This is a genomic window from Streptomyces sp. NPDC048604, from assembly GCF_043199435.1.
GTDB lineage: Bacteria > Actinomycetota > Actinomycetes > Streptomycetales > Streptomycetaceae > Streptomyces.
The window spans coordinates 26079-41846 of record NZ_JBICVX010000018.1 but is presented as its reverse complement, the minus strand read 5'-3'; the positions used below and the strand labels follow the sequence as shown (position 1 = coordinate 41846).

General features: G+C 72.2%; 15 protein-coding genes. 1 reads left to right on the top strand and 14 read right to left on the bottom strand.

Going from position 1 to position 15768, the window contains the following annotated elements:
- Nucleotides 1-10: 10 nt before the first annotated feature.
- The 6 genes from carB to pyrR all read right to left on the bottom strand — a co-directional run bounded on the left by carB (nt 11) and on the right by pyrR (nt 7987).
- Complete coding sequence (gene carB / locus ACGFMM_RS30165) at nt 11-3319, bottom strand: carbamoyl-phosphate synthase large subunit (protein WP_393649639.1); 3309 nt, start codon at nt 3317-3319, stop codon at nt 11-13.
- A complete protein-coding gene (gene carA, locus ACGFMM_RS30160) occupies nt 3312-4451 on the bottom strand; it encodes a glutamine-hydrolyzing carbamoyl-phosphate synthase small subunit (RefSeq protein WP_393649638.1) in 1140 nt (379 codons plus the stop codon). The genes carB and carA overlap by 8 nt, the downstream gene beginning before the upstream one ends.
- Complete coding sequence (locus ACGFMM_RS30155) at nt 4448-5065, bottom strand: hypothetical protein (protein WP_393649637.1); 618 nt, start codon at nt 5063-5065, stop codon at nt 4448-4450. The genes carA and ACGFMM_RS30155 overlap by 4 nt, the downstream gene beginning before the upstream one ends.
- On the bottom strand, nt 5062-6348 hold the full coding sequence (locus tag ACGFMM_RS30150) for a dihydroorotase (protein ID WP_393649636.1): 1287 nt from the start codon (nt 6346-6348) through the stop codon (nt 5062-5064). The genes ACGFMM_RS30155 and ACGFMM_RS30150 overlap by 4 nt, the downstream gene beginning before the upstream one ends.
- A gap of 2 nt (nt 6349-6350) precedes the next feature.
- A complete protein-coding gene (locus tag ACGFMM_RS30145) occupies nt 6351-7331 on the bottom strand; it encodes an aspartate carbamoyltransferase catalytic subunit (protein WP_393649635.1) in 981 nt (326 codons plus the stop codon).
- An 80-nt stretch (nt 7332-7411) separates the two neighbouring features.
- A complete protein-coding gene (gene pyrR, locus ACGFMM_RS30140; protein WP_393649634.1) occupies nt 7412-7987 on the bottom strand; it encodes a bifunctional pyr operon transcriptional regulator/uracil phosphoribosyltransferase PyrR in 576 nt (191 codons plus the stop codon).
- A gap of 245 nt (nt 7988-8232) precedes the next feature.
- On the opposite strand from pyrR, the gene bldD reads away from it, so the two are divergent.
- Nucleotides 8233-8733: a transcriptional regulator BldD gene (gene bldD / locus ACGFMM_RS30135; protein WP_030607052.1), complete on the top strand. Its 501-nt coding sequence runs from the start codon at nt 8233-8235 to the stop codon at nt 8731-8733.
- Between the two features lie 229 nt (nt 8734-8962).
- On the opposite strand, the gene nusB is transcribed toward bldD, so the two are convergent.
- From nusB to aroC, 8 genes are all read right to left on the bottom strand, one after another.
- The gene (nusB, locus tag ACGFMM_RS30130) at nt 8963-9406 is read right to left on the bottom strand and encodes a transcription antitermination factor NusB (RefSeq protein ID WP_393649633.1); all 444 of its coding nucleotides are present in this window, start codon (nt 9404-9406) and stop codon (nt 8963-8965) included.
- Between the two features lie 2 nt (nt 9407-9408).
- On the bottom strand, nt 9409-9975 hold the full coding sequence (gene efp / locus ACGFMM_RS30125) for an elongation factor P (protein ID WP_393649632.1): 567 nt from the start codon (nt 9973-9975) through the stop codon (nt 9409-9411).
- Nucleotides 9976-10024: 49 nt separating this feature from the next.
- Nucleotides 10025-11137 carry an aminopeptidase P family protein gene (locus ACGFMM_RS30120; RefSeq protein ID WP_393649631.1) on the bottom strand — a complete coding sequence of 371 codons (1113 nt, stop codon included), beginning with the start codon at nt 11135-11137 and terminating at the stop codon, nt 10025-10027.
- Nucleotides 11138-11249: 112 nt separating this feature from the next.
- A complete protein-coding gene (locus ACGFMM_RS30115; protein ID WP_393649724.1) occupies nt 11250-12227 on the bottom strand; it encodes an AAA family ATPase in 978 nt (325 codons plus the stop codon).
- 239 nt (nt 12228-12466) lie between these two features.
- Complete coding sequence (gene aroQ / locus ACGFMM_RS30110; RefSeq protein WP_393649723.1) at nt 12467-12904, bottom strand: type II 3-dehydroquinate dehydratase; 438 nt, start codon at nt 12902-12904, stop codon at nt 12467-12469.
- Between the two features lie 5 nt (nt 12905-12909).
- Nucleotides 12910-14007: a 3-dehydroquinate synthase gene (gene aroB / locus ACGFMM_RS30105; protein ID WP_393649630.1), complete on the bottom strand. Its 1098-nt coding sequence runs from the start codon at nt 14005-14007 to the stop codon at nt 12910-12912.
- Entirely contained in the window at nt 14004-14522 is a 519-nt protein-coding gene (locus ACGFMM_RS30100) for a shikimate kinase (RefSeq protein WP_393649629.1), read from the bottom strand. The genes aroB and ACGFMM_RS30100 overlap by 4 nt, the downstream gene beginning before the upstream one ends.
- A complete protein-coding gene (gene aroC / locus ACGFMM_RS30095; protein ID WP_393649628.1) occupies nt 14519-15703 on the bottom strand; it encodes a chorismate synthase in 1185 nt (394 codons plus the stop codon). The genes ACGFMM_RS30100 and aroC overlap by 4 nt, the downstream gene beginning before the upstream one ends.
- Between the last annotated feature and the right edge of the window lie 65 nt (nt 15704-15768).

Sequence of the window (15768 nt, the reverse complement as noted above, 5' to 3'; positions counted from 1 at the left end):
GTACGGGCTGCTAGTCGCGGGCCGCGGTCAGGTGCTCCGCGTGCTCCTGGAGCGAGCGGACGCCCACCCCGCCGTGGTTGAGCGCGTCGATGCCCTGGACGGCCGCGGCGAGCGCCTGGACCGTGGTGAGGCACGGGACGCTGCGCGCCACCGCCGCCGTACGGATGTCGTAGCCGTCGAGGCGGCCGCCGGTGCCGTACGGGGTGTTGACGATCAGGTCGACCTGGCCGTCGTGGATCAGCTGGACGATGGTCTTCTCGCCGTTCGGGCCCTCGCCCTCGGACTGCTTGCGCACGACGGTGGCGTTGATGCCGTTGCGCTTGAGGACCTCGGCGGTGCCGGAGGTGGCGAGCAGCTCGAAGCCGTGCGCGACCAGCTCGCGGGCCGGGAAGATCATCGAGCGCTTGTCGCGGTTGGCGACCGAGATGAACGCGCGGCCCTTGGTGGGCAGCGGGCCGTACGCGCCGGCCTGCGACTTGGCGTAGGCCGTGCCGAAGACCGTGTCGATGCCCATGACCTCGCCGGTGGAGCGCATCTCAGGGCCGAGGACGGTGTCCACGCCGCGGCCCTGGATGTCGCGGAAGCGGGTCCACGGCATCACGGCCTCCTTGACGGAGATCGGCGCGTCGAGCGGCAGGGTGCCGCCGTCGCCGGTCTTCGGCAGCAGGCCCTCCTCGCGCAGTTCGGCGATGGTGGCGCCCAGGGAGATCCGGGCGGCGGCCTTCGCCAGCGGCACCGCGGTGGCCTTCGAGGTGAAGGGCACGGTGCGGGAGGCGCGCGGGTTGGCCTCCAGGACGTACAGGATGTCGCCGGCCATGGCGAACTGGATGTTGATCAGGCCGCGGACGCCGACGCCCTTGGCGATGGCCTCGGTGGAGGCGCGCAGCCGCTTGATGTCGTAGCCGCCGAGGGTGATCGGGGGCAGGGCGCAGGCCGAGTCGCCGGAGTGGATGCCGGCCTCCTCGATGTGCTCCATGACGCCGCCGAGGTAGAGCTCCTCGCCGTCGTAGAGCGCGTCGACGTCGATCTCGATCGCGTCGTCGAGGAAGCGGTCGACCAGGACCGGCCGGGTGGGGCTGATCTCGGTGGACTCGGCGATGTACGACTCGAGGCGGGTCTCGTCGTACACGATCTCCATGCCGCGGCCGCCGAGCACGTACGACGGGCGGACCAGGACCGGGTAGCCGATCTCGTCGGCGATGGCCTTGGCGCCGGCGAAGGTGGTCGCGGTGCCGTGCTTGGGGGCGGGCAGTCCGGCCTCGGCGAGAACCTGGCCGAAGGCGCCGCGGTCCTCGGCGGCGTGGATGGCCTCCGGCGAGGTGCCGACGACGGGCACGCCGTTGTCCTTGAGCGCCTGCGACAGGCCCAGCGGGGTCTGGCCGCCGAGCTGGACGACCACACCGGCGATCGGGCCCGCGAGGGACTCGGCGTGCACGATCTCCAGCACGTCCTCGAGCGTCAGCGGCTCGAAGTACAGGCGGTCGGAGGTGTCGTAGTCGGTGGAGACGGTCTCCGGGTTGCAGTTGACCATCACGGTCTCGTAGCCCGCGTCGCTGAGCGCGAAGGAGGCGTGGACGCAGGAGTAGTCGAACTCGATGCCCTGGCCGATGCGGTTCGGGCCGGAGCCCAGGATGATCACCGCGGGCTTCTCGCGCGGCGCGACCTCGCTCTCCTCGTCGTAGGACGAGTAGAAGTACGGGGTCTTGGCGGCGAACTCGGCGGCGCAGGTGTCGACCGTCTTGTAGACCGGGCGGACGCCGAGGGCGTGCCGGACCTCGCGCACGACGTCCTCGCGCAGGCCGCGGATCTCGGCGATCTGGGCGTCGGAGAAGCCGTGCCGCTTGGCCTCGGCGAGCAGCTCGGGCTGGAGCTTCTCGGCGGCGGCCAGCTCGTCGGCGAGCTCCTTGATCAGGAAGAGCTGGTCGACGAACCACGGGTCGATCTTCGTGGCGTCGAAGACCTCCTCGGGCGTGGCGCCCGCGCGGATGGCCTGCATGACGGTGTTGATCCGGCCGTCGGTGGGGCGGACCGCCTCGGCCAGCAGCTCGGCCCTGTCGCCGGGCTCGCCCACGAAGGTGAACTGCGAGCCCTTCTTCTCCAGGGAGCGCAGGGCCTTCTGCAGGGCCTCGGTGAAGTTGCGGCCGATGGCCATCGCCTCGCCGACCGACTTCATGGTGGTGGTGAGGGTGGAGTCGGCCTGCGGGAACTTCTCGAAGGCGAAGCGCGGGGCCTTGACGACGACGTAGTCGAGGGTGGGCTCGAAGGACGCCGGGGTCTTCTCGGTGATGTCGTTCGGGATCTCGTCCAGCGTGTAGCCGACGGCGAGCCGGGCGGCGATCTTGGCGATCGGGAAGCCGGTGGCCTTGGAGGCGAGCGCGGAGGAGCGGGAGACGCGCGGGTTCATCTCGATGACGATGATCCGGCCGTCGTCCGGGTTGACCGCGAACTGGATGTTGCATCCGCCGGTGTCGACGCCGACCTCGCGGATGATCGCGATGCCGACGTCGCGCAGGACCTGGTACTCGCGGTCGGTCAGCGTCATCGCCGGGGCGACGGTGATCGAGTCGCCGGTGTGCACGCCCATCGGGTCGAAGTTCTCGATGGAGCAGACGACCACGACGTTGTCGTGCTTGTCGCGCATCAGCTCCAGCTCGTACTCCTTCCAGCCGAGGATGGACTCCTCCAGGAGGACCTCGGTGGTCGGGGAGAGCGTGAGGCCCTGGCCGGCGATGCGGCGCAGCTCCTCCTCGTCGTGCGCGAAGCCGGAGCCGGCGCCGCCCATGGTGAAGGAGGGGCGGACGACGACGGGGTAGCCGCCGAGGGTGTCGACGCCCTTGATCACGTCGTCCATGGAGTGGCAGATGACCGAGCGGGCGGACTCGCCGTGGCCGATCTTGGCGTTGACGGCCTCGACGACGCCCTTGAAGAGGTCGCGGTCCTCGCCCTTGTGGATGGCCTCGACGTTGGCGCCGATGAGCTCGACGCCGTACTTCTCCAGGACGCCCTGCTCGTGCATGGAGATCGCGGTGTTGAGCGCGGTCTGGCCGCCGAGGGTGGGCAGCAGGGCGTCGGGACGCTCCTTGGCGATGATCTTCTCGACGAACTCGGGGGTGATCGGCTCGACGTACGTGGCGTCGGCGATCTCCGGGTCGGTCATGATCGTGGCCGGGTTGGAGTTGACCAGGATGACCCGCAGGCCCTCGGCCTTGAGGATGCGGCAGGCCTGGGTGCCGGAGTAGTCGAACTCGGCGGCCTGGCCGATGACGATCGGGCCGGAGCCGATGACCAGGACGGACTGGATATCGGTGCGCTTAGGCACGCTCGGCCTCCATCAGAGAAACGAAGCGGTCGAAGAGGTACGCGGCGTCGTGCGGGCCCGCGGCCGCCTCGGGGTGGTACTGGACGGAGAAGGCCGGCTGGTCGAGCAGCTGCAGGCCCTCCACGACGTTGTCGTTCAGGCACACGTGGGAGACCTCGGCGCGCCCGTAGGGGGTGTCGGAGACCTTGTCGAGGGGCGCGTCGACGGCGAAGCCGTGGTTGTGCGCGGTGACCTCGACCTTGCCGGTGGTGCGGTCCTGGACCGGCTGGTTGATGCCGCGGTGGCCGTACTTCAGCTTGTAGGTGCCGAAGCCGAGGGCCCGGCCGAGGATCTGGTTGCCGAAGCAGATGCCGAACAGCGGCGTCCTGCGCTCCAGGACGGCCTGCATGAGGGCGACGGCGCCGTCTGCGGTGGCCGGGTCGCCCGGGCCGTTGGAGAAGAACACGCCGTCGGGCTCGACCGCGTACACGTCCTCCGCGGTGGCGGTGGCGGGCAGCACGTGCACCTCGATGCCGCGCTCGGCCATGCGGTGCGGGGTCATGCCCTTGATGCCGAGGTCGACAGCGGCGACGGTGAACTTCTTCTCGCCGATCGCGGGGACGACGTACGTCTCCTTGGTGGCGACCTCGGCGGAGAGGTCGGCACCGGTCATCTCGGGGGCCTGGCGGACCTCGGCGAGCATGGTGCCCTCGTCGGGCAGCGCGTTGCCGGAGAAGATGCCGACGCGCATGGCACCGCGCTCGCGCAGGTGGCGGGTGAGGGCCCGGGTGTCGATGCCGGAGATGCCGACGACGCCCTGCTGGGCCAGCTCCTCGTCCAGGGAGCGCCGGGAGCGCCAGTTGGACGGGACGCGGGCGGGGTCGCGGACGACGTAGCCGGCCACCCAGATCCTCGCGGACTCGGGGTCCTCGTCGTTGACGCCGGTGTTGCCGACGTGCGGGGCGGTCATCACGACGACCTGGCGGTGGTAGGAGGGGTCGGTGAGGGTCTCCTGGTAGCCGGTCATGCCGGTGTTGAACACGGCCTCGCCGAAGGTCACCCCCACGGCCCCGTAGGCGCGGCCGCGGAAAACGCGGCCGTCCTCCAGGACGAGTACGGCGGGAGCCTTGGCTCCCCGGGTGGAGGTCGTCATCGTGCGGTGCCTTCCGTCGTGCTGGTGTTCATGGAGTTGATGGCCTCGACCCAGGCGGCGTGCTCGGCCGCCGTGTCGGACCGGAAGCCGGAGTCGAGCAGCGTCTCGCCGTGCGCCCAGGTGACGATCAGCAGCCCGCCCTCGGCGAGGACCTTGCCGGCGATGCCCTTGTCGAGGCGGGCCTCGCGCAGGGCGGCGGCGGGGACGAAGAAGTCGTTCGCGCCGGGGCGGACGACCGCCAGGCCCTGGTCGGTCAGGGTGAGCTCGACCCGGCTGCGGGTGCCGAGCCCGTGCGCGACGATCCGGTCGAGCCACTGGCCGGCGGTCGTCGAGCCGTGGTAGCGCCCACTGAGGCTCAGTCTCGCCTCACCCGCGGCGTCCGGCATTCCGGGCAGCGGCGGCTTGCCGCCTCCGTTGAGGGTGGTGGCGGGAGACGGGAGGGCGGGGAGTTCGGGGAGGCCGGACTGGAGGCTGCCCCGCCACTTCCATCCCTGGCGCATCAGCCAGTACACGAAGGCGATGAAGAGCAGCAGTCCGGCGACCCAGCCGAGCCGCGCGGCCCAGTCGGTCACTTCCGCCGATTTCGGCTCGGCGGCCAGGTTGATGAGTGTCACGCGAGCTTCCCGTCCACGACCGTCGCGCGGCCCCGCAGGAAGGTGTGCGTGACGCGTCCCGGCAGCTCGCGGCCCTCGTACGGGGTGTTGCGGCTGCGGGAGGCGAAGCCCGCGGGGTCCACGGCACCACGGTATGCCGGATCGACCAGCGTGAGGTTTGCGGGCTCACCAGCCGAGACGGGCCGGCCGTGGCCCTCGGCCCGGCCGATGCGGGCCGGGGCGAAGGACATGCGGTCGGCGACGTCGGCCCAGTCGAGCAGACCGGTCTCGACCATCGTCTGCTGGACGACGGAGAGCGCGGTCTCCAGGCCGACCATGCCCATGGCCGCGGCGGCCCACTCGCAGTCCTTGTCCTCGTGCGGGTGCGGGGCGTGGTCGGTGGCGACGATGTCGATCGTGCCGTCGGCCAGGGCCTCACGCAGGGCCATGACGTCGCGCTCGGTGCGCAGCGGCGGGTTGACCTTGTAGACCGGGTTGTACGTGCGGACCATCTCGTCCGTGAGGAGGAGGTGGTGCGGGGTGACCTCGGCGGTGACGTCGATGCCGCGGGACTTGGCCCAGCGGACGATCTCGACGGAGCCGGCCGTGGAGAGGTGGCAGATGTGCACGCGGGAGCCGACGTGCTCGGCGAGCAGCACATCGCGGGCGATGATCGACTCCTCGGCGACGGCGGGCCAGCCGCCGAGGCCCAGCTCGGCGGAGACGATGCCCTCGTTCATCTGGGCGCCCTCGGTCAGGCGGGGCTCCTGGGCGTGCTGGGCGACGACGCCGCCGAAGGCCTTCACGTACTCCAGGGCGCGGCGCATGATCACGGCGTCGTCGACGCACTTGCCGTCGTCGGAGAAGACGGTGACGCCGGCGGCGGAGTCGTGCATGGCGCCGAGCTCGGCGAGCTTCTTGCCCTCCAGGCCGACGGTGACGGCGCCGATGGGCTGCACGTCGCAGTAGCCGTGCTCCTTGCCGAGGCGGTAGACCTGCTCGACGACGCCGGCGGTGTCGGCGACCGGGAAGGTGTTGGCCATCGCGAAGACGGCGGTGTAGCCGCCGGAGGCGGCGGCCTGCGTGCCGGTGAGGACGGTCTCGGAGTCCTCGCGGCCGGGCTCGCGCAGATGGGTGTGCAGGTCGACCAGGCCCGGCAGGAGGATCTTGCCCTCGGCCTCGACGACCGTGGCGCCGGTGGCGTCGAGGTCGGTGCCGACGGCGGCGATGGTCTCGCCGTCGATCAGGACGTCCTGCGGCTCGCCGCCGAGCACCTTCGCACCTCGGATCAGGATCTTGCTCATGGTTACTTGCTCTCCTCGGTGCGGGTGTGGCTGACGGCGGGCTCGTTGCCGCCCAGAAGCAGGTAGAGAACGGCCATCCGGATGGAGACGCCGTTGGCCACCTGCTCGACGACCGTGCAGCGGTCGGAGTCGGCGACCTCGGCGGTGATCTCCATGCCGCGGACCATCGGGCCGGGGTGCATGACGATGGCGTGCTCGGGCATCCTCGCCATCCGGTCGCCGTTCAGCCCGTACCGCCGCGAGTACTCGCGCTCGGTCGGGAAGAAGGCGGCGTTCATCCGCTCGCGCTGCACACGCAGCATCATCACCGCGTCGGACTTCGGCAGCACGTTGTCGAGGTCGTAGCTGACCTCGCAGGGCCAGGTCTCGACGCCGACCGGGACGAGGGTCGGCGGGGCCACCAGGGTGACCTCGGCGCCGAGGGTGTGCAGCAGGTCGACGTTGGAGCGGGCGACCCGGCTGTGCAGGACGTCGCCGACCAGCGTGATCCGCTTGCCGGCCAGGTCCTGGCCGAGGCCGGCGTCCCGGCCGACCAGGCGGCGGCGCATGGTGAAGGCGTCGAGCAGGGCCTGGGTGGGGTGCTGGTGGGTGCCGTCGCCGGCGTTGATCACCGGGGCGTCGATCCAGCCGGAGGTGGCGAGCCGGTAGGGCGCGCCGGAGGCGCTGTGCCGGATGACGACCGCGTCGACGCCCATGGCCTCCAGGGTCTGGGCGGTGTCCTTCAGGGACTCGCCCTTGGAGACGCTGGAGCCCTTGGCCGCGAAGTTGATCACGTCGGCGGAGAGGCGCTTCTCGGCGGCCTCGAAGGAGATCCGGGTCCGGGTCGAGTCCTCGAAGAAGAGGTTGCAGATCGTGCGGCCGCGCAGCGTGGGCAGCTTCTTGATCGGCCGGTCGGCCACCCGGGCCATCTCCTCGGCGGTGTCGAGGATCAGGACGGCGTCGTCGCGGGTGAGGTCGGCGGCCGAGATGAGGTGACGCATCATCGGGGTGTGCTCCGTGGTGTGGAGATGTGGCGGGGTGCGGGCGCGCAGGGGTGTGCCCTGGGCCCGGCGGGGAGCCGGTGCTAGGCGGAGGCGGGCTTGCTGCCGAGCAGCACGGTGTCGCGACCGTCCTCCTCGGCGAGCTGGACCTTGACCGTCTCCCGCAGCGACGTGGGGAGGTTCTTGCCGACGTAGTCGGCGCGGATCGGCAGCTCGCGGTGACCGCGGTCGACGAGGACCGCGAGCTGGACGGCGCGCGGGCGGCCGATGTCGCCGAGCGCGTCGAGCGCGGCGCGGATCGTACGGCCGGAGAAGAGCACGTCGTCGACCAGGACGACCAGGCGGCCGTCGATGCCGTCACCGGGGATCTCGGTGCGGCCGAGGGCGCGGGCGGGCTTCATCCGCAGGTCGTCGCGGTACATGGTGATGTCGAGGGAGCCGACCGGGATCTTCCGTCCGGTGATCTCCGCGAGCTTGTCGGCCAGCCGGCGGGCGAGGAACACGCCCCGGGTCGGGATGCCGAGGAGCACCACGTCGTCGGCGCCCTTAGCGCGCTCGACGATCTCGTGTGCGATGCGGGTGAGGACCCGCGCGATGTCGGGGGCTTCGAGCACGGCGCGTGCCGTGCCGGACCCCTGGATGTCCTGCTGTGCGTCCATGAAAAACGGACCCCCTTCTCCGCCTCACGGGACGGTTCTTAAAGGACGTCGGATGTGCGCCGTCAACCCTACCAGGGGCGGACGTCCGCCCTGCCCGCGCCCCCGTCGCCGCTCCGCGCCCCGTCCCCCGGGAGGGGGCGGTATGGACCATTCGGCTTGACGGAGGCAAGTAACGCTGCGTAACCTCACAGTGAGTTACCAGCCGCGCGGCGCAGCCGCATGTCGTCACAGCGTCCGGGAGCGTTATGTCCAGCGAATACGCAAAGCAGCTCGGGGCCAAGCTCCGCGCGATCCGCACCCAGCAGGGCCTCTCCCTCCACGGGGTGGAGGAGAAGTCCCAGGGGCGCTGGAAGGCCGTCGTCGTCGGCTCGTACGAGCGTGGTGACCGTGCGGTGACCGTGCAGCGTCTGGCCGAGCTGGCGGACTTCTACGGTGTCCCGGTGCAGGAGCTGCTCCCGGGCACCACCCCCGGCGGGGCCGCCGAGCCGCCGCCGAAGCTCGTCCTCGACCTGGAGCGCCTGGCCCACGTCCCCGCGGAGAAGGCCGGCCCCCTTCAGCGCTACGCCGCGACCATCCAGTCGCAGCGCGGCGACTACAACGGCAAGGTGCTGTCGATCCGTCAGGACGACCTGCGCACCCTCGCCGTGATCTACGACCAGTCGCCCTCGGTGCTCACCGAGCAGCTGATCAGCTGGGGCGTCCTGGACGCGGACGCGCGTCGCGCGGTCGCCCACGAGGAGAGCTGAGTCCAGCGACTCCGCAGTAGCAGAAACGTGCCGCCGGGGCGGCGGGAGGGGCATACGGCCTTCCCGCCGCCCCGCGGCGCGTTCAGGGGCCCGCGCCGCCGCCCGCGGCGCGTCCTGGTCCGCCGGGCCCTCAGGCGCGCTCCTGGTCCACCAGGCCGCCGTACGGCGAAGGGGCCCGCAGCACCGAGTGCTGCGGGCCCCTTCGACTGCCGGGCGCGTACCGGACGGACTAGGCGTCCGCCCCGGCGTCCCGGCGAAGACGCGGCTTCAGGTCCTTGAAGCGTGCGAGCAGACCGTTGACGAAGGTCGGCGACTCGTCGGTGGAGAACTCCTTGGCGAGCTGCACCGCCTCGTCGATCGCCACCGCGTCCGGGGTGCCGTCCTCCCAGAGCAGCTCGTACGCGCCGAGGCGCACGATGTTCCGGTCGGCGACCGGCATCCGGTCGAGCTCCCAGTCCACCGCGTAGGTGGCGATCAGCTCGTCGATGCGCGCGACGTGCTGCGCGTACCCCTCGACGAGCTGCATGGTGAACTCGCTGACCGGCGGCTGACGGTCGTCGGACCGCGCGTGCCGTACCCAGTCCGCGAGGACCTCCTGCACGGACGCGCCGCGCTGGTCGGCCTCGAAGAGGATCTGGAAGGCCCGCTTACGGGCCTTGCTGCGGGCAGCCACGGTTAGCTGTTCACCCGGCCGAGGTAGTCGCTGGTGCGGGTGTCGACCTTGACCTTCTCACCGGTGGTGATGAAGAGCGGGACCTGGATCTGGTGGCCGGTCTCCAGGATGGCGGGCTTGGTGCCACCGGTGGAGCGGTCGCCCTGGACGCCCGGCTCGGTCTCCTGGATGGTGAGCTCGACGGCGGCCGGGAGCTCGACGTAGAGCACCGCGCCCTCGTGCTGCGCGACCTGGGCGGTGAAGCCCTCGATCAGGAAGTTGGCGGCGTCGCCGACGGACTTGCGGTCGACGTGCAGCTGGTCGTAGGTGTCCATGTCCATGAAGACGAAGTACTCGCCGTCCATGTACGAGAACTGCATGTCGCGACGGTCGATGGTGGCCGTGTCGACCTTCACGCCGGCGTTGAACGTCTTGTCGACGACCTTGCCGGACAGCACGTTCTTGAGCTTGGTGCGCACGAAGGCCGGGCCCTTGCCGGGCTTGACGTGCTGGAACTCGACGACGGACCAGAGCTGGCCGCCTTCGAGCTTGAGCACCATGCCGTTCTTGAGGTCGTTCGTGGAAGCCACGGTTGCGGAATCTCCTGGACTGACGTGGGACCGGGGAGCCGGGCCCGCGCTACAGCGCGAGCAGCTCCTTGGTCGTGATGGTGAGTAGCTCGGGTCCGCCGTCCGCCTCCTGGCGTACGACGAGCGTGTCATCGATCCGGACCCCGCCCCGGCCCGGGAGGTGGACCCCCGGTTCGACGGTGACCGGCACACAAGCGTCCAGTTTACCCATGGCGGAAGGTGCGAGCTGCGGGTCCTCGTCGATTTCCAGGCCGACGCCGTGCCCGATACGGGGTTCGAGGGCCTCGCCGTGGCCGGTGCCGTCCAGGATCTGGCGGGCCGCCCGGTCCACGTCCCGGAACTCCGCCCCGGGCGCGAGCGCCTCCCGGCCGGCCCGCTGAGCGGCGAAGACCAGGTCGTACAGCTCGATCTGCCAGTCGGCGGGCGTGGTGCCGATGACGAAGGTCCGACCGATCTCGGAGCGGTAGCCGCGGTAGTTCGCGCCCAGGCAGACGGAGAGGAAGTCGCCCTCCTCGACGCGCCGGTCGGTGGGGCGGTGGCCGCTGCGGCCGGAGTTCGGGCCGGTGCCGACCGAGGTCGCGAAGGCCGCGCCGTCCGCTCCGTGGTCGACCAGCCGGCGCTCCAGCTCCAGGGCGAGATGACGCTCCGTGCGGCCGACGAGGATCGACTCGAGCAGCTCCCCCAGCGCCTGGTCGGCGATCTCGGCGGCGATCCGCAGACAGGCGATCTCGTCCTCGTCCTTGACGATCCGCAGCTGTTCGACGGCGCCGGCGAGATCGGCCAGGCGCAGTTTCGGGGCGACCGAGCCCATGGCGCGGTGCCGGGCCACCGTGAGGTGGTGCTCCTCCACCGCGAGCGAGTCGGCCCCCGATCTGCGGGCCGTGTCGACCGCGGCGACGGCCGGATCGCCGAGGGGCGCGCCGGGAGGCAGCACCGTCAGCGGGAGGTCCTCGTCGAGCCGGCCGTGGGCGGGATCCCCGCCGGGCACGACCGGGCAGAGCAGCAGGTCCTCCTTCGGGCCCAGGAGCAGGACCGCGCCGGGAGGCGAACCGCCCGCGAGATAGCGGACGTTGGCGGGGCGGGAGACCAGGGCCGCCGTGCTGCCGGCGGCCGCGCAGCGGTCGCGCAGCCTGACACGGCGGTCCGCGTACACCTGTGACATGTTCCGAGCCTACGAGCGTCCGCGCGACCCGGCCCGTCGTGAGGTCCGACCGGGTCCTGCGGGCAGGACTACAAGGACAGGGCTACAGGGAACAGGGCCGCCAGGGACAGGGCTACCAGCTGGGCGGGCTGGCGATGGAGCGGGCCAGGACGTCGTCGAGGACCCGGGCGGTGGTCTCCACGTCGTACTTGGAGTTGTCGATGATCGGCAGCCCGGAGCCGTACCAGCCGGCCATCCGGCCGTGGATGGAGGCGACCTCCTCGTCGGAGAGCCGCCGGTTGCCGCTGCGCTCGGCGTTGCGCTCCAGGACGATCTCCAGGCCCGGCAGCAGGACGACGGGAAGCAGGCCGGGGCCGACATGGCGCTTCCAGCCGCCGAGGCCGACGACCGGGCGGTCCGGGAAGACGGCGTCGTCGAGTATGCAGGAGATGCCGTTGGCGAGGTAGTTGCGCGCGGCGAAGCCGCAGGTGCGACGGGCCAGGCGGTACTGCGCCTCGGAGTTCTCGTTCCAGCCGGCCTGGGGGTCGGCGAAGCCGGAGCAGACCCATTCGCGCACGTCGTCGAGGCTGATGTGGGCGGTGGGCACCCGGCGGCTGCGGGCCCAGTGCCGGGCGACGGTGGTCTTCCCGGCCCCGGCGGGGCCTATGAGCAGGACGGCGAGCGTCGCGTTCCCGGTGCCGAGCTCGACGGCCGGGGGCGCGGGCATGGCGACCGGCCCGCCGGGCGGCAGGGGGATGTGCCCGGTGGTGTCCCGCGGCATCCCGCTCCCCCACGCGGGCCCGGGCTGCTGCGCCTGCGGCGCGGGCGCGCCGGAGTGCGGGGCCGGTGGGCCGGCCGGCCCGGCGGGCCCGCCCGGGTGCGCAGGCTGGGGGCCGGGGTGCGCGGGCTGGGGGCCGGGGTGCGCGGGCTGGGGGCCGGGGTGCTGACCGGCGTACGGCTGCTGCGGGTGCTGCGGCCCAGGCTGCTGCGGGTGCTGTGGCCCAGCCTGCTGCTGCGGGTGCTGCTGCTGCCCCGGCTGCGGTGCGCCGCCGGGCGGGGGCGGTACGGGACGCCGGCCGCCGGGGCCGGGCGGGACCGCGGCGCGGACGATCTGCAGCCGGGCCGTGGGCTCCTGGTCGCTCTCCGGCCCGGGCGCTCCCGGATGCGGCGGGCTTCCCGCCGGGGGCTGGTGGGCCGTGGACGGCCAGCCGCCCGACTCCGGCGGCAGAGCCCCCATCCCGTGCTGCATCCGGTGCCACTCCGTCTCGTTCGTACGTCCGATGCCTCCGGGCACCGTACCGCCCCCGGCGCTCCCAGGGGGAACGGCCGGGGGCGGTCCAGAGTGCCCGGTCAGCCAGGGATCTCGTCGGCGAGCGCCCGCAGCGCCAGCCGGTACGACCCGATGCCGAAGCCGGCGACGGTGCCGCTGGCGACGGCGGCGACCACGGAGGTGTGCCGGAATTCCTCCCGTGTGTACGGGTTCGAGATGTGCACCTCGATCAGCGGCGCGGTCCGCTGGGCGGCCGCGTCGCGCATTCCGTACGAGTAGTGCGTGAACGCACCGGGGTTGAGAACGACCGGAATCGAACCGTCCGCGGCCTCGTGCAGCCAGCGGATCATCTCGCCCTCGTCGTTGGTCTCGCGCACCTCGACGTCGAGGCCCAGCTCCGCGCCGAGCTCCCGGCAGGAGTCCACCAGGCCCTTGTACGACGTGGCCCCGTAGATGTCCGGCTCGCGCGAGCCGAGCCGGCCGAGGTTCGGCCCGTTCAGGACGAGCACCCGCCGCAGGTCGCTCACGCGGACACCTCGCCGTACGCCGCGACCAGCACGGCCGGGTCCGGGCCCTCCAGGACGGTCGGCTTGCCGAGGCCGTCGAGCACGATGAACCGGAGCAGGTCGCCGCGGGACTTCTTGTCGACCTTCATGGTCTCCAGAAGCTTGGGCCACTGGTCGCCGCGGTACGTGAGCGGCAGCCCGACCGACTCCAGGACCGCGCGGTGCCGGTCGGCGGTGGCGTCGTCGAGCCGGCCGGCCAGCCGGCCCAGCTCGGCGGCGAAGACCATGCCGACGGAGACGGCCGCGCCGTGCCGCCACTTGTAGCGCTCGTTCTTCTCGATGGCGTGGGCCAGGGTGTGCCCGTAGTTGAGGATCTCCCGCAGCCCCGATTCCTTCAGGTCGCTGGAGACCACGTCCGCCTTGACCTGGATGGAGCGCACGATCAGCTCGGCGGTGTGCGGGCCGGCGGGGGTCCGCGCGGCGGCGGGGTCCGCCTCGATCAGGTCGAGGATCTTCGGGTCGGCGATGAAGCCGGCCTTGATGATCTCGGCCAGTCCGCTGACGTAGTCGTTGACCGGCAGCGAGTCGAGCGCCGCGAGATCGCAGATCACCCCGGCCGGCGGGTGGAAGGCGCCGACGAGGTTCTTGCCCTCGGCGGTGTTGATGCCGGTCTTGCCGCCGACCGCCGCGTCCACCATCGCGAGGACGGTGGTCGGCACCGCGATCCAGCGCACGCCGCGCAGCCAGGTCGCCGCGACGAACCCGGCGAGGTCCGTGGTGGCCCCGCCGCCGACGCCGACGATGACGTCGGTCCGGGTGAAGTTGGTCTGCCCGAGCGCCTTCCAGCAGTACGCCGCGACCTCGGCGGTCTTGGCCTCCTCGGCGTTCGGCACCTGGATGGCGACGGCCTCGTAGCCCTGGTCCGCGAGGTCCGCGCGCAGCGCCTCGCCGGTCTCGGCGAGCGCCTCCGGGTGGATCACGGCGACCCGCCGGGCCTTGTCGCCGATCAGGCCGCCGAGCTCGCCGAGCAGCTGCCGGCCGACCAGCACGTCGTACGGGTCGTGTCCGGCGCTTCCGCCGACGTGGATCCGCGTGACCTGGTCCTGGTCCGTCATACGTCCTTCAACTCCAGTGCGTCGAGGACCGCCTGGGCGACCTCTTCGGGGGTGCGGTCGTCGGTGGCGACGACGGCACGGGCGACTTCGATGTAGAGAGGGCGGCGCGCCTCCATCAGCTCGCGCCACTGCCGGCGCGGGTTGACCGCGAGCAGCGGGCGGGCGGCGCCGAGGCCGACCCGGCGGACCGCCTCCTCGACGTCCATCGAGAGATAGGCGACGGGCAGCCCGGCGAGCAGCTCGCGGGTGCCGGCGTCGAGGATCGCGCCGCCGCCGAGCGCAAGGACACCCTCGTGCTCGGCCACGGCCGTGCGCACCGCCGCGCGCTCGAGGGCGCGGAAGTGCTCCTCGCCGTCCTCCACGAAGATGTCCGCGATCTCGCGGCCCTCGGCGGCGACGATGTCGGCGTCGGTGTCCCGGTAGGGCGCGCCGAGCCGCTCGGCGAGCAGCGCGCCCACGGTGGACTTGCCGGAGCCCATCGGTCCGACGAGGACGACGAGCGGTCCGCCGGTCACCGGATGTGCAGGTTGTCGAGGTACGACTGCACGTTGCGGCGGGTCTCGGCGACCGAGTCGCCGCCGAACTTCTCCACGACGGCGTCGGCGAGCACGAGCGCGACCATGGCCTCGGCGACGATGCCGGCGGCCGGGACGGCGCAGACGTCGGAGCGCTGGTGGTGGGCCGCGGCGGCCTCGCCGGTGGCGACGTCGATGGTGGCCAGGGCGCGGGGCACGGTCGCGATCGGCTTCATCGCGGCGCGGACGCGCAGCAGCTCGCCGGTGGTCAGACCGCCCTCGGTGCCGCCGGAGCGGCCGGAGGAGCGCCTGATGCCGTCCTCGGTCTTCACGATCTCGTCGTGCGCCTGGGAGCCGGGCACCCGGGCGAGGTCGAAGCCGTCGCCGACCTCGACGCCCTTGATGGCCTGGATGCCCATGAGCGCGGCGGCGAGGCGCGCGTCGAGCCGGCGGTCCCAGTGGACGTGCGAGCCGAGGCCGACGGGCACGCCGTACGCGAGGACCTCGACGACGCCGCCGAGGGTGTCGCCGTCCTTGTGGGCCTGGTCGATCTCGGCGACCATCGCCTTCGACGCGTCGGCGTCGAGGCAGCGGACCGGGTCGGCGTCGAGCTTCTCGACGTCGGCGGGGGTGGGGTAGACGCCGTACGGGGCCTTGGCGGCGGCGAGCTCCACGACATGGCTGACGATCTCGATGCCGGCGGCCTCCTTGAGGAAGGACCGGGCGACGGCGCCGAGCGCCACGCGGGCGGCGGTCTCCCGGGCGCTGGCGCGCTCCAGGATCGGCCGGGCCTCGTCGAAGCCGTACTTCTGCATGCCGGCGAGGTCGGCGTGGCCGGGGCGGGGCCGGGTCAGGGGCGCGTTGCGGCCCGTCTCCCTGAGCTCCGCGGGGTCGACGGGATCCGCCGACATGACCTTCTCCCACTTGGGCCACTCGGTGTTGCCCACCATGACCGCGACCGGCGAACCGAGGGAGAGGCCGTGCCGGACGCCGCCGAGGAAGGTGACCTCGTCCTGCTCGAACTTCATCCGGGCGCCGCGACCATAGCCGAGGCGCCGCCGTGCGAGGTGGTCCGCCACCAGTTCGGTGGTGACCGGGACGCCGGCGGGAAGTCCCTCCAGCGTCGCGACCAGCGCGGGTCCGTGGGACTCCCCAGCGGTCAGCCAACGCAACCTGCTCAACGATGCTCCTCTGCTCGCGCCTGGCACAGCGACGGCGCGACCGGGTGCGCGGCCCTGGCCCGCCG

What these genes read in the sequence shown, in the direction of transcription:
- ACGFMM_RS30150 (WP_393649636.1), bottom strand. Translation starts at nt 6,348, where the DNA reads ATGAGCAAGATCCTGATCCGAGGTGCGAAGGTGCTCGGCGGCGAGCCG.
- carA (WP_393649638.1), bottom strand. Translation starts at nt 4,451, where the DNA reads ATGACGACCTCCACCCGGGGAGCCAAGGCTCCCGCCGTACTCGTCCTG.
- aroB (WP_393649630.1), bottom strand. Translation starts at nt 14,007, where the DNA reads ATGACGGACCAGGACCAGGTCACGCGGATCCACGTCGGCGGAAGCGCC.
- bldD (WP_030607052.1), top strand. Translation starts at nt 8,233, where the DNA reads ATGTCCAGCGAATACGCAAAGCAGCTCGGGGCCAAGCTCCGCGCGATC.
- ACGFMM_RS30120 (WP_393649631.1), bottom strand. Translation starts at nt 11,137, where the DNA reads ATGTCACAGGTGTACGCGGACCGCCGTGTCAGGCTGCGCGACCGCTGC.
- pyrR (WP_393649634.1), bottom strand. Translation starts at nt 7,987, where the DNA reads ATGGACGCACAGCAGGACATCCAGGGGTCCGGCACGGCACGCGCCGTG.
- ACGFMM_RS30145 (WP_393649635.1), bottom strand. Translation starts at nt 7,331, where the DNA reads ATGATGCGTCACCTCATCTCGGCCGCCGACCTCACCCGCGACGACGCC.